General features: G+C 61.6%; 11 protein-coding genes and 2 tRNA genes. 11 read left to right on the top strand and 2 right to left on the bottom strand.

Going from position 1 to position 12,283, the window contains the following annotated elements; genetic code table 11:
• Positions 1-9 precede the first annotated feature (9 nt).
• The 7 genes from selD to ACTQVX_RS00190 all read left to right on the top strand — a co-directional run bounded on the left by selD (position 10) and on the right by ACTQVX_RS00190 (position 4,827).
• Positions 10-1,059, top strand: a complete 1,050-nt coding sequence (gene selD, locus ACTQVX_RS00220; RefSeq protein ID WP_441540665.1) for a selenide, water dikinase SelD — start codon at positions 10-12, stop codon at positions 1,057-1,059.
• Between the two features lie 60 nt (positions 1,060-1,119).
• Positions 1,120-1,746, top strand: coding sequence for a sulfurtransferase-like selenium metabolism protein YedF (yedF, locus tag ACTQVX_RS00215; RefSeq protein WP_441559863.1), 627 nt, complete (start codon positions 1,120-1,122; stop codon positions 1,744-1,746).
• 19 nt (positions 1,747-1,765) lie between these two features.
• Positions 1,766-2,017, top strand: a complete 252-nt coding sequence (locus ACTQVX_RS00210; RefSeq protein WP_427795782.1) for a DUF3343 domain-containing protein — start codon at positions 1,766-1,768, stop codon at positions 2,015-2,017.
• Positions 2,014-3,153 (top strand): aminotransferase class V-fold PLP-dependent enzyme, encoded by a 1,140-nt coding sequence (locus ACTQVX_RS00205; RefSeq protein WP_441540667.1) that lies wholly within the window; start codon positions 2,014-2,016, stop codon positions 3,151-3,153. The genes ACTQVX_RS00210 and ACTQVX_RS00205 overlap by 4 nt, the downstream gene beginning before the upstream one ends.
• 67 nt (positions 3,154-3,220) lie before the next feature.
• On the top strand, positions 3,221-4,579 hold the full coding sequence (gene brnQ, locus ACTQVX_RS00200; protein ID WP_441540668.1) for a branched-chain amino acid transport system II carrier protein: 1,359 nt from the start codon (positions 3,221-3,223) through the stop codon (positions 4,577-4,579).
• A gap of 91 nt (positions 4,580-4,670) precedes the next feature.
• Positions 4,671-4,747 (top strand) — tRNA-Pro (locus tag ACTQVX_RS00195).
• Between the two features lie 6 nt (positions 4,748-4,753).
• Positions 4,754-4,827: transfer RNA gene (locus tag ACTQVX_RS00190), tRNA-Gly, on the top strand.
• A 726-nt stretch (positions 4,828-5,553) separates the two neighbouring features.
• Here the strand turns inward: ACTQVX_RS00190 and ACTQVX_RS00185 are convergent.
• Positions 5,554-6,009, bottom strand: a complete 456-nt coding sequence (locus ACTQVX_RS00185; RefSeq protein ID WP_441540669.1) for a PIN domain-containing protein — start codon at positions 6,007-6,009, stop codon at positions 5,554-5,556.
• Positions 6,002-6,325 (bottom strand): type II toxin-antitoxin system RelB/DinJ family antitoxin, encoded by a 324-nt coding sequence (locus ACTQVX_RS00180; RefSeq protein WP_441540670.1) that lies wholly within the window; start codon positions 6,323-6,325, stop codon positions 6,002-6,004. Before ACTQVX_RS00180 ends, ACTQVX_RS00185 begins: the two co-directional genes overlap by 8 nt.
• 426 nt (positions 6,326-6,751) lie before the next feature.
• Here ACTQVX_RS00180 and ACTQVX_RS00175 point away from each other — a divergent pair, with 426 nt between their 5' ends.
• From ACTQVX_RS00175 to hyfB, 4 genes are all read left to right on the top strand, one after another.
• The gene (locus ACTQVX_RS00175; RefSeq protein WP_441540671.1) at positions 6,752-7,270 is read left to right on the top strand and encodes a 4Fe-4S dicluster domain-containing protein; all 519 of its coding nucleotides are present in this window, start codon (positions 6,752-6,754) and stop codon (positions 7,268-7,270) included.
• Positions 7,271-7,345: 75 nt separating this feature from the next.
• Entirely contained in the window at positions 7,346-9,568 is a 2,223-nt protein-coding gene (fdhF, locus tag ACTQVX_RS00170) for a formate dehydrogenase subunit alpha (RefSeq protein WP_195239652.1), read from the top strand.
• A 78-nt stretch (positions 9,569-9,646) separates the two neighbouring features.
• The gene (locus ACTQVX_RS00165; protein WP_441540672.1) at positions 9,647-10,264 is read left to right on the top strand and encodes a 4Fe-4S dicluster domain-containing protein; all 618 of its coding nucleotides are present in this window, start codon (positions 9,647-9,649) and stop codon (positions 10,262-10,264) included.
• A complete protein-coding gene (gene hyfB, locus ACTQVX_RS00160; protein WP_441540673.1) occupies positions 10,257-12,275 on the top strand; it encodes a hydrogenase 4 subunit B in 2,019 nt (672 codons plus the stop codon). Before ACTQVX_RS00165 ends, hyfB begins: the two co-directional genes overlap by 8 nt.
• Positions 12,276-12,283 lie beyond the last annotated feature (8 nt).

Here is a 12,283-nt window from a genome sequence, read left to right as displayed (position 1 = left end):
GAGGAATCGATGGCTGACGATCTCATGAAGCTCACGCAGATGACTGCCGCGAGCGGTTGAGCCGCTAAGTTGGCTCCTGGAGCCCTCGCCCAGGTCCTGGGCGACTTACCCAATGTACATAACGACAACCTGCTCGTGGGGTTCGATACCTCCGACGATGCGAGCGTCTTCCGCGTTGGCGATAACTTGGGCCTCGTGCAGTCCATCGACTTCTTCCCACCGATGGTCGACGACCCGTTCCTGTTTGGCCAGATCGCCGCGGCAAACTCGCTGTCGGACATATACGCCATGGGTGGGCGGCCGAGCCATGCCATGAACCTGCTTTGCATACCCAGTTGCCTGGGCGTTGAGGTTGCCGGCCAGATTCTGGCGGGCGGCGCCGACAAGTGCGTCGAGGCCTGCTGTGCCATCGCGGGCGGCCACACCATCAACGACGACGAGCCCAAGTACGGCCTGTCCGTGAGTGGCTTTGTCGCGCTTGACCGTATGCTCGCCAACAGCGGCGCACGCGTAGGCGATGTTCTGCTGCTGACCAAGGCGATCGGCTCGGGCATCATCACTACGGCCATTAAGGGCGAGCTCATCGAACAGGACGAGGCCGCAGCCATGTTTGACTCGATGCGGACCCTCAACGAGGCTCCGATTCGTCTGGCCGAGGACCTCGAGCTTCATGGCTGCACCGACATCACGGGCTTTGGCCTGATCGGACATGCGTGCGAGATGGCCGAGAGCTCGGGCGTGCAGATTGAGCTTGTGTCGGGGGCGGTGCCGCTCTTTGACCAGGTGCTCGACATGGCACGTCTGGGCATTATCCCTGCCGGCGCCTACCGCAACCAGGACTTCTTTGGCTCGCGCGTGGCGGTCGACGATGGTCTGGAGCCGGGGATGCTGGATGCGCTGTACGATCCGCAGACCTCGGGAGGCCTGCTTATCGCGGCACCTGCTGCCGATGTGGATGAGCTTGCGCGCCGTCTGCATGCCGAAGGACGTATCGCCTCCGTCGTCGGCCTCGTGTGCGAGCCGGTGCCGGGCGGTTCTGCCGTCCACGTTGTCCGCTAGCCCGCACGTTTATGTAACTGTTTACCGTTCTCTAGAACGGTTCTTTCGAAAGGAAATGCTATGTCTACCAAGATTGAAGTCAATGCCATGGGCGATGCCTGCCCGCTGCCCGTCGTCAAGACGCTTAAGGCGCTCAAGCAGCTCGATGGCGAGGGCGTTGTCGTGACCTCGGTCGATAACGAGACCGCCGTCAAGAACATCTCCAAGATGGCGCAGGAGAAGGGCTGCACGGCCTCGGTCGAGAAGGTTTCTGACGCCGAGTGGCACGTGACCGTGGCGACCGCCAGTGCCGTGGCCGTTGCGGACCCCGAGCAGGACGGTGCTGCCTTCTGTGATGCCAGCGCCGGCAAGGGCAAGCTCGTCATTTCCGTCTACACCGACTGCATGGGCCGCGGCGACGACGAGTTGGGCCACAAGCTCATGAAGGCGTTCATCTTTGCCGTGACTCAGCAGGAGGAGCTGCCCGCGACCATGCTGTTCTACAACGGCGGCGCTAAACTTACCGTCGAGGGCTCGCCGGTGCTCGATGACCTGAAGGGTCTGGCCGAGCATGGCGTCGAGATTCTCACCTGCGGTACCTGCCTGGACCACTTTGGCATTAAAGACCAGCTTGCGGTGGGCGAGGTCACCAACATGTACGTGATCGTGGAGAAGATGGAGCAGGCCGTGCGCGTCGTGCGCCCGTAGCGTATTGGTTGGAGTTGCCATGAGGGAGAAGCGCCCGGCGCTTGTCATCACGTTTCCCACCACGGCGGCCGCCATGGGCTGCGAGACCCTATGCATCGAGCGCGGCCTTCCCGGGCGCACGATTCCCGTGCCCGGGGAGGTCGCTGCCGGCTGCGGCTTGGCGTGGAAGGCGTTGCCTGCCGATGAGGAGCTGCTGCGCGCCGAGCTTGCCGCAGCTGGTGTTCCCACCGAGGGCTTTACGGTGATTGACATGTGGGAGGTCGTGCGATGATCTATCTGGATAACGCGGCGACGACCATGCATAAGCCGCAGACGGTCATCGATGCCGTGACGCAGGCGATGTGCTCGCTCGGCAATGCCGGGCGCGGCGCCACGTCGGGTGCTCTCGATGCGGCTCGTACGATTCACGGTTGCCGTGCTAAGCTCGCGCGCCTTTTGGGTTGCCCGAGAGCGGACCATGTGTGCTTTACGCCCAACTCCACGGCTGCGCTCAACACCGCCATCTGTGGCGTGGTGCGCCCCGGCGACCGTGTGGTTGCGACGGTGCTCGAGCACAACTCGGTGCTGCGTCCGCTCAACCGCCTGGCGGCGGAACAGGGTGTGGCGGTTGAGCATGCGGGCTGCGACGCGAACGGCGTGCTCGACTACGACGAGCTCGAGCGGTTGGTCACGCCGGACACGCGCGCTGTGGTGGTGACGCACGCCTCCAACGTAACCGGCAACGCAGTCGACATTGCGCGCGTGGCGGCTATGGCCCATGCGGCAGGTGCGCTGGTGATCGTCGATGCCTCGCAGTCTGCCGGCACGGCGCATATCGATATGCACGCCATGGGGCTCGACGTGGTGTGTTTTACCGGCCACAAGGGGCTTATGGGTCCGCAGGGGACCGGCGGCCTAGCCGTGGCGGAAGGCATTGACGTGGCACCGTGGGCCATGGGCGGCACCGGTGTACACAGCTTCGATGCGCTGCAGCCGCTTGAGTGGCCCACGCGCCTTGAGGCGGGCACGCTCAACGGTCACGGTATCGCGGGCCTTTCTGCCAGCCTCGACTTTATCGAGGCCCAGGGCGGGATCGAGGCGATTGCGGCGCATGAGCGCTCGCTTGCAGAGCGCTTCCTTGCCGGCGTGCGCGAGATTCCGGGGATTAAGCTCTACGGTGCCTTTGACCAGCCCGTGCGCTCGGCGATCGTCTCACTCAACGTGGGCGATATCGACTCTGCCCAGATTTCGGACGCGCTCATGCAGGGGTGGGGGATTGCGACGCGCCCCGGCGCCCATTGTGCCCCGCTCATGCACCGCGCGCTCGGGACCGAGCGTCAGGGTGTCGTTCGTTTCTCGTTTGGGTATTTCAACACGGACGGGGAAGTCGACACCGCGATTGACGCGCTCCGCGATTTAGCCTGCTAGAGCGTATATACTTGCGGGACGGGTCTTTTGCCCGTCCCGTTTTTGTTTCGACCCGAAAGGTGGTCCCATGGCCTCATCCGCCCCGCGCGGCCTGCGCTCCGACCATGTCGTTACCGTCGGCATCGCCCTGTTCTCGATGCTCTTTGGCGCCGGCAACCTCATCATTCCGCCGCTGCTGGCGCTGCAGGCAGGCTCTGCCACGCCGCTCGCCATGCTCGGCTTTCTCATCGCCGCCATCGGTCTGCCCGTCATGGGCTTTATCGCCGTGGCGCTTGCCGGAACGGCGCGCGAGCTGGCCGGGCGTGTGCATCCTAAATTTGGAGAATTCTTCGTTGCGGCGGTGTATCTAGCCATCGGCCCGTGCCTGGCTATTCCGCGCACGAGCTCCACGGCCTTCGAGATGCTGGTACCGCTGCTGCCCGAGGGCGTCTCGCTCGGCACGGCTCGCCTGGTGTTTGCCGTTGGCTTCTTTGTCGTCGCGTTTGCGCTCACGCTGCGTCCGGGCGTTATCACGCGCGTGCTCGGCCGCATTACGGGCCCCGCGCTCATTGCGCTCATCGTGCTGGTCGTGGGTGCCGCCGTGGTCTCGCCGTTGGGTCCCGCTGGCGCGCCGCAGGCTCCCTACGACGCAGGCGCTGCCGTGCAGGGGTTTTTGACCGGCTACCAGACCATGGACCTGCTTGCGTCGCTCGCCTTTGGCATTATCATCGCCGAGACCATCCACGAGCTGGGCGTGACCGATGACAAGCGCGTGGCCTTCGAGATTTCGCGTTCCGGTGTGATCGCCGGTGTGCTCATGGCCATCATCTACTGCGGCCTGGCGCTTGCCGGCATGCAGCTCGGCACGGTTATACCCGACGCTACCAACGGCGCCGCCATCCTTGCCCGCTCTGCCTCCATACACTTTGGTCTTGCCGGCACGGTCGTGGTCTTTGCGATCTTTTTCCTCGCCTGCATGAACGTGTGCATCGGCCTCATCAGCTGCTGCTCGCGCTACTTCTGCGAGACGTATGTGGTCGAAGGGGGAGCGGGGGCTTCCGAGGAGGCTATGCGCCGTCCCTTCGCGGTTCTCGCCTTTGTGTTCGCGGCGTTTTCTTGCGTGCTCTCCAACGTGGGCCTCGACGCGATCCTCATGTTCTCGGTGCCCATGCTCAACGCCCTGTATCCCGTTGCCATCGTGCTGGTGCTTATGGGCCTGGTGCACGGTTTTTGCGATGCGCATCCGCAGGTGTGGGTCTGGGTCGGCGGCGTCGTCGCGGTGCAGAGCGTGATCACCTCGGTCCGCGACGCGTTCTTTGCGGGCGCGTGGCTGCCGTTCGATGCGCTGCCGCTGGCAGATATCGGCGCTGCTTGGGCGCCGGTCGCCGTGGTGGCGTTTGTGATCGGTCTGGTTCATAGCCAGTTTGTCGCACATTCGAGGAGCTAGGGTATCGTCGCTTGCACAGGCGGGAAGTCTCCCCTATAATTTCCTTCGCTTTGGGACACGCAAGGTTTAGACCTTAGCTGCTCAACACCTTCGGGACGTGGCGCAGTTTGGTAGCGCGCCTGCTTTGGGAGCAGGATGTCGCAGGTTCAAATCCTGTCGTCCCGACCATATCTTGCGGGCGTAGTTCAATGGTAGAACCCCAGCCTTCCAAGCTGATGACGCGGGTTCGATTCCCGTCGCCCGCTCCATAGGATAGTTTTAACGGCTTTGGCTCCATTTGCTGCCAGAGCCGTTTTCATAAGCGTGCCGGGCGACGGGGATCGAACCCGGCAGGGTGCGAAGCTGAGAAAATGCGTGAGCATTTTCCAGCGCAGCACGCAAGGGCCAATGGCCCGCAGCGAAACAAGGGTTTGCGAAGCAAACCCTTGGACTTCCCGTCGCCCGTTCCACAAGATAGATGAATGGCTCTGCTTCCTTTTGGAAGCAGAGCATTTTCATATACATGCCGTGAACCCCACATTCCCTCCTAAGTTGCGGTGAAATACGGACTGTCTATTGGCTTTTGTGAACCTATTGAAGGCTGGGGTAGCTAATTTGGGACGGGGCTTTTTGACTACTCTAGCGATCGGCTGGCAAATGTGGTCAAAAACCCCTGTTCCAAAATGACTGGTCTGGTGCTGAGCCACGAAAGCGGCCCATCTACTACGTTTGGCCCGCAGGGGTCGACCAAAGCAGCATTTTCGGAAAATCGGTAAGCCGTCTACCAGCGGTTTTGATATTTCGGATTTCGGTGTGGTCGAGGGTAATCGGTTAAACGTAGTAGATAGGCCCATGTCGTGGCGAACAGTAGGATTCACGGTCCAAGGTTGCCGGTTTCGGATGGACAACCTGGAAGTTGCGGTGGAATAGTTCCTAAAAGACCCGTGGAAGCTTGAAAACAGGAACTATTTCACAGCAACTTAAGGAGGATGGGGTTAGCTGCGGGGGCGGTGGCGGAGCTTGTCGATGGTGGAGTCGGTGCTTCGGCTGCGGGCGTCGGCGGCGGTTTGGCGCTGGCGGCGGTAGTCGATCATGCCTTGGATGATGGGCTTGCCAAAGCTCACGACGTCGTCGTTATAGATGGCGGTTCGGGCTGCGAGGAGGCAGTCGGTAAAGTCCATATGGGTCTTGCCAAAGAGTTTGATGGCAAGGGCGATAACGGTGGGCTCGTCGACCATGACGTCATCGAGCAGCTTGGTCATGGCCGTCGCAATCTCCACGCGCGGGACCTTGTAGACGTCGCGCAGCGTAACGGCGACGCGCGTGATGATTTCGGGGTAGACGCGAGCGGTGCGCGTGGCGATGACCTTGGCGGCGCGCGGTGACAGAACTTCGTCGTCGTCAAGCAGGTAGCGTAGGATGACGGTCTCGTCGATGATGGTGCTACTCATGGATATCTACTTCCTCGGGGCCCAAAACCGAATCGTCGCTTTCTGTGGCAAGGTATTCAATCCAGGCATTGCGCTCCTCGGCGCGGCGATTGGGGTCACCATATGCTTTGAGCGATCCATAGGCGGCGGTGCCGTTCTTTGAGCGCACGGCGACCGGCTGAAAGGGGAGCTTGCGCATCAAAATGCTTTGCGCGACAAATAAGCGGACAGCCTCGGCGAGCGATGTGCCCATGGCATCGTAGAGATGCTCGGCATGCTGTTTGTCCTCTTCGCGAATGCGCACCTGCAGGATGGCTCTTTTTTGAGTCGATGACATCACTGGCCCCCTTAATGAGCGTGCAATATAGTCGGTCATATGCGGCATGTGCCGATACTTGAGCATCTTATAACGATTGCTTTATTTCACTCAAGTTGATAACCATAAACACGAATACAAGCGTAGTACATCCAAAATGAGAGCGCATAAAAATCTCTGAGGCGTACGCATGTAATACACTCACCTTTATAGCTTCTAGAGAATAATTCCAACCTGCCAAAACCCCTGCAATACACCCGTATTGCAGGGCCTATGCTCAAGTTTGCCCCCTGCAACTGCGTATATTTAACCTGTATATCGTTGGAGAAACTCTACCGAGTGCATGTTTCGCCGCATGCATTCGATTCGTCGATGCCAGGCCACGGGCGGCTTGGGTCAATGCCGACAGGGTCTCTCCGGCAAGGGATTCAGGAGGGAGTGAACAACATGGGCAATAAGCGAGTCGTAGCCGATTCTTCGCGCTGCATTGGGTGTCAAACCTGCATGGCGGCGTGTATCGAGGCGCACGACATCCCCGGTAACATCGCCGCGCCGCGCCTGCGCGTGACGCGTACGTACGAGATCTCCGCACCGGTGGCTTGCCATCACTGCGAGGATGCCCCGTGCGCGAAGGCCTGCCCCACGGGCGCCTTGTTCTTTGATCCAAAGAACCATCGCATCGGTGTTAACGAGGACAACTGCATCGGCTGCAAGAGCTGCGTCATGGCCTGCCCCTTTGGCGCCGTGAGTGTGGCGACCACGCAGGTTCCGGTCTTGATGGGCGACGTTCGCGTGGGTTCGCAGATCAAGAGCTTCGTGCTCAAGTGCGACCTGTGCGTGGACCGTCCCGGCGGTCCGGCGTGTGCCGAGGCGTGCCCGACCAAGGGCCTCACCCTGGTAGACGAGGAGCGCCTGGCAGAACTGACTGCCGAGCGTGCCCGCGCCACCATCGAAAACGAGGCGTAAGCGTTGGGGCGACAGGCCCAATGATTGTCAAATTAGTACCGAGTAATCGGTAGCAGAAAAAGGAAGGAGGGTGTCATGGAGAAGCATAAAGTGATCTGCCCGTATTGCGGCGCCGGTTGCCAGTTTAACCTCCTGGTCCAAAACGGCCAGGTCGTGGGCACCGAACCGCTCAACGGCATCACCAACCAGAGCGAGCTGTGCCTTAAGGGCATGAGCGGCTATGACTTCATCAACGACACCAAGATCTTGACTCCTCGCGTACTGCACCCGATGATCCGCCGCACCAAGGGCGCGGATCTTGAGCGCGTAAGCTGGGACGAGGCACTGGATTTCACCGCATCTAAGATGCAGGCCATAATTGACGAATATGGTCCTAACGCTGTCATGACCACCGGCTCTTCGCGAGGCGGCGGCAATGAGGCGAACTACGTCATGCAGAAGTTTACGCGCGCGTGCATCGGCACCCACAGCGTGGACAACTGCGCCCGTACTTGACACGGCCCTACTGTCCTCGGTCTGATGGACACGGTTGGTTCAGGTTGCATGTCATGCTCCATCCCCGGTATGGAGGATGCGGGCTGCATTTTCCTCTTCGGCTATAACCCTGCCGATTCGCACCCCATCGTCGCAAGGCGTATCGTGCGAGCCAAAGAAAAGGGTTGCAAGATCATCGTTGCCGACCCGCGCCATATCGAAACCGCGCGTATCGCCGATCTCTACCTTCCGATCAAGAACGGTTGCAACGTTGCGTTCCTCAACGCCTTTGCCAACTGCTTGGTCAACGATGGCCTCTACGACAAGGAATTCGTCGCCGAGCACACGAACGGCTTTGACGAGTGGTGGGAGACCATCAAGAACTACACTCCCGAATCCGTACAGGACATCACGGGTGTCGAGCCCGCGTTGATCCACCAAGCTGCCGAGATGTACGCCACGGCGAAGCCCTCTGCCATCATTGGCTGGGGTATGGGCGTATGCCAGCAGAAGCAGAACCTGAAGACGGTGCACACCATCGCCTCCATCGCCTGCGTTGCCGGCCAGATCGGCAAACCCAATTCCGGCCTCGCGCCCGTGCGCGGTCAGAATAACGTCCAGGGCTCCTGCGATATGGGCATGCTGCCCAACCTGTACCCTGGCTACCAGAAGGTCACCGACCCGGCAGTGCGTGCCAAGTTTGCCAAGGCATGGGGCGTGCCCGAGGAAAAGCTCCCGCTCGAGGAGGGCTACAAGCTCACCGACCTGGGCCACCTGGTCGACGAGGGCAAGGTGCACTGCTTCTACAACTACGGCGAGGACCCGGTGCAGACCGAGCCCGATTCGGCCGGTATGCGCAAGACGCTCTCCGAGCTGGATCTGTTCATTTGCCAGGACATCTTTATGACGCAGACGACCATGCTCGCCGACGTCATCCTGCCCGCTACCTCTTGGGGCGAGCACGAGGGTGTCTTTACCGCATCCGACCGTAGCTTCCAGCACTTTGACGCGGCCGTTCCGCCCAAGGGCGAGTGCCGTCACGACTGGGAGATCTTCGCGGACCTGTCCACGCGTATGGGTTACCCCATGCACTACGACAACACCGAGCAGATCTGGAACGAGTGCATTAGCCTGTGCCCCAACTTTGTGGGCGCGACCTACGAGAAGATGGCTCCCGAGGGCGGCTACGCCCAGTGGCCCGTCAAGAGCACCGATGTGAACGACCACGGTACGCCCGACATGTTCGCTGGTGGCAAGTTCACCACCAAGGACGGCCGCGCCAACCTGATGGCGCACGATTGGGAGGCGCCCTCCGAGCTTCCCGACGATGAGTACCCGCTCATCCTGTGCACCGTCCGCGAGGTCGGCCACTACAGCTGCCGCTCGATGACCGGCAACTGCAAGACGCTGGCGCTGCTTGCCGACGAGCCCGGCTTTGTCCGCATGAATCCCGCGGACGCCGAGGCACGCGGCATCAAGAATGGCGACATCGTCTCGATTCACAGCCGCCGCGGCCAGGTATACAGCCGTGCCGACGTGAGCGATCGCATCAACAAGGGCACGGTCTACATGACCTACCAGTGGTGGATCGGCAAATGCAACGAGCTGACCATTCACAAGGTCGACCCGGTCTCGCACACGCCCGAGGACAAGTTCTCCGCCTGCCAGGTCGACGCTATCGCCGACCAGGTCTGGGCCGAGGGCGAAGTCGAGCGTCAGTACACCGAGCTCAAGCAGGCTCTGGTGGACGCCGCCGCTCCCCAGGACGTTGAGCCCGGCGCCGCCAAGTTCGACGACGAGACGCACGTGAACCAAATCGTGTAGTCCCGTTCTCGTTGGCTTATTGGGCCGGGCGTCCCGTACGTTCGGGAGCCCGGCCCGTTATTTTGAAAGGAAGTGGGGATGAACCGCTTCATCGACATCAACCCGGAGAGGTGCATCGGCTGCGGAACATGCCAGTCCGCCTGTGCCGACGCCCACCGGATGCAGGGTCTTCAGGATACGCCGCGTCTGGCGCTCGTGAAGACCGGCGGTATTTCGGCCGCCCTTGCCTGCCACCATTGCGAGGGTGCCCCCTGCGCCGAGGTCTGCCCGGTGAATGCCATCGAGCACGATGGCGATCGCATCCACGTCAAGGAGCAGGAGTGCATCGGGTGCAGGCTGTGCGCCATCGCGTGCCCCTTCGGAGCCATCCATCCCGATGGCACGTCTATCGCCGGTGTCGCAGGCATGTGCGACCCGACGCCTTCGTATCCTAAGTCCCTGAGCAGCCTGCTTACGTGGGCTCCCGGCCAGTACACCTGCGCCGTCAAGTGCGACCTGTGCGCCTTCGATCCGGACGGCCCGCATTGTGTGGCGGCGTGCCCCACCAAGGCACTGACCGTCATGGGCGGCGCGGTCGATCGCGAGCTCGACGAGGCCAAGCGCCTGCGCTCGATCGAAAACGGTCCGGCCGTCGACGTTACCGCCGTGGCCCAGGGTCTGTCCGAGAAAGCAGAAGGGAGCGTAAACAATGGATAGCATGACGCTGTTTATCGCATCGCTTGCCGTCTCGTGCATCGGTGCGCTCGCCTCGGTTCTGCTGATCAAGGCCGATAACGCCGCCAAGACCGCCGGATGCCTTATCGGCGCCGCCGCCGCGGTGCTTTCGTTTGTGGCCGGTATCCAGGCCGTGCTGGGCGATGTCACGTCGGTCGACACCATCGTGTTCTTCCCGTTTGCCCATTTCCAGCTGCTGCTCAATCAGCTGTCCGGCCTGTTCATGGCGCTCATCTCGGTGCTCGCGTTTGCCGGTTCGATCTACGGTCTCAACTACTTTGATGAGTACCCGGGCAAAAAGGGCCGCGCCGGCTTCTTTTTTAACACCTTCGTGGCGTCCATGATGCTCGTCATCACCGCCGACAACGTGTTTTGGTTCCTGGTTGCCTTTGAGCTCATGTCGCTGACCTCGTACTTCCTGGTCGTGATCGAGGAGAACGAGAACTCCATCCATGGCGGTTGGCTCTACTTTGTAATCGCGCACGTGGGCTTTGTGCTCATCATGGCGAGCTTCCTCACCATGACCAACTTCGCCGGTGGCTCGTTTGCCTTTGCGGATTTCCGCGCCACGCAGTTTAGCCCCGCGGTCGCATCCGTGTGCTTCGTGCTCGCCTTCTTTGGCTTTGGCGCCAAGGCCGGTATCATCCCGTTGCACGGCTGGCTGCCCAAGGCACATCCCGAGGCGCCGTCCAACGTGTCGGCCCTCATGTCCGGCGGCATGATCAAGATCGGTATCTTCGGCATCCTCAAGGTGGGCCTCGACCTGCTCTCCGCCTCGGGCGTTCAGGTCTGGTGGGGCCTGATGGTCATGGTGTTCGGTGCGATCTCGTCGGTTCTCGGCGTGGCCTTCGCCCTGCAGGAGCATGACATCAAGCGCCTGCTGGCCTATCACTCTGTCGAGAACATCGGCATCATTCTGCTCGGCGTCGGCGCCTCCATGGCCGCCATGGCGCTCGACTCGGTCGGCATCGCCGTCCTGGCCCTGATGGCCGCCCTCTACCACACGTTTAACCACGCGATGTTTAAGGGCGAGCTGTTCCTGGGCGCTGGTGCGCTGTTGTACTCTACGGGTACGCGCAATATGGAGAAGATGGGCGGCTTGTTCCGTCGTATGCCGGCAACGGCCATCTGCTTTCTCGTTGGCGCGCTTGCCATCTCGGCCATCCCGCCCTTCAACGGCTTTGTGTCCGAGTGGTTTACCTACCAGTCGCTGTTTAACGCCGCCATGCAGGGCGACAAGGCCGTCATAATCGTGGCCGTGTTCGCTGCCGTCGCGCTTGCCGTTACCGGCGCGCTGGCTGTCACGTGCTTCGTCAAGGCCTATGGCGTCTCCTTTGCCTCCGCGCCCCGCTCCGAGGCCGCGGCCAATGCCAAGGAGGTTCCCGCCCCCATGGTGTTTGCGCAGGGCCTGCTCGCGGCCATCTGCGTCGTGCTGGGCATTGGCGCTCCCGTGATCGCGCCCGTGCTGGTCGATGTCGCCGCGTCCGTGCTGCATCCGTACGGTGGCGTGTTTGCCGCCGAGGGCATGGAGCTCATGAACCAGTACTCCGGCGCTGCCACCTCCACGCCCGCGATCGCCATTGCGCTCGTGGTGCTCGTCGGCCTTGCCTGCGGTTATCGCAAGCTCAAGACCGTCGGCAAGGTGCAGAAGTCCCAGCCGTGGGCATGCGGCTATGCTCCCAACGAGCATATGCCCGTCGTGGCCACGACCTTTGCCTCCGAGGTGTCCTGGTTTATGCAGCCGCTCTATACGCTGCGTGACCGCTGCACGGCCGTCTGCTGGTCCATCGCGCACTTCTTCCAGAAGCTCACCGGTGTGGCCGAGGCTGTGGAGCCCGTACCCGACAAGGTTCTCGTCGATGCCCCGCATAAGGGTGTCGAGAAGCTCGCCGACCTCGCGACTAAGCTCGAGGGCGGCAACTACAGCATCTATATCTGCTACATCGTCGCGGCACTCGTGGTGTTCCTCGTGCTCGCCGTGCAAATGGGTTAAGGAGGGGA

This window comes from Collinsella sp. LCP19S3_A6, from assembly GCF_052122015.1.
In the GTDB taxonomy this organism is placed as follows: Bacteria; Actinomycetota; Coriobacteriia; order Coriobacteriales; family Coriobacteriaceae; genus Collinsella.
This window is presented reverse-complemented; position numbering and strand designations above follow the sequence as displayed.

Excerpts from the sequence above, each read along its gene's own strand:
- ACTQVX_RS00185 (WP_441540669.1), bottom strand. The coding sequence starts at position 6,009 with ATGAGTAGCACCATCATCGACGAGACCGTCATCCTACGCTACCTGCTT.
- hyfB (WP_441540673.1), top strand. The coding sequence starts at position 10,257 with ATGGATAGCATGACGCTGTTTATCGCATCGCTTGCCGTCTCGTGCATC.
- ACTQVX_RS00175 (WP_441540671.1), top strand. The coding sequence starts at position 6,752 with ATGGGCAATAAGCGAGTCGTAGCCGATTCTTCGCGCTGCATTGGGTGT.
- brnQ (WP_441540668.1), top strand. The coding sequence starts at position 3,221 with ATGGCCTCATCCGCCCCGCGCGGCCTGCGCTCCGACCATGTCGTTACC.
- ACTQVX_RS00165 (WP_441540672.1), top strand. The coding sequence starts at position 9,647 with ATGAACCGCTTCATCGACATCAACCCGGAGAGGTGCATCGGCTGCGGA.
- ACTQVX_RS00180 (WP_441540670.1), bottom strand. The coding sequence starts at position 6,325 with ATGTCATCGACTCAAAAAAGAGCCATCCTGCAGGTGCGCATTCGCGAA.
- yedF (WP_441559863.1), top strand. The coding sequence starts at position 1,120 with ATGTCTACCAAGATTGAAGTCAATGCCATGGGCGATGCCTGCCCGCTG.
- ACTQVX_RS00205 (WP_441540667.1), top strand. The coding sequence starts at position 2,014 with ATGATCTATCTGGATAACGCGGCGACGACCATGCATAAGCCGCAGACG.
- ACTQVX_RS00210 (WP_427795782.1), top strand. The coding sequence starts at position 1,766 with ATGAGGGAGAAGCGCCCGGCGCTTGTCATCACGTTTCCCACCACGGCG.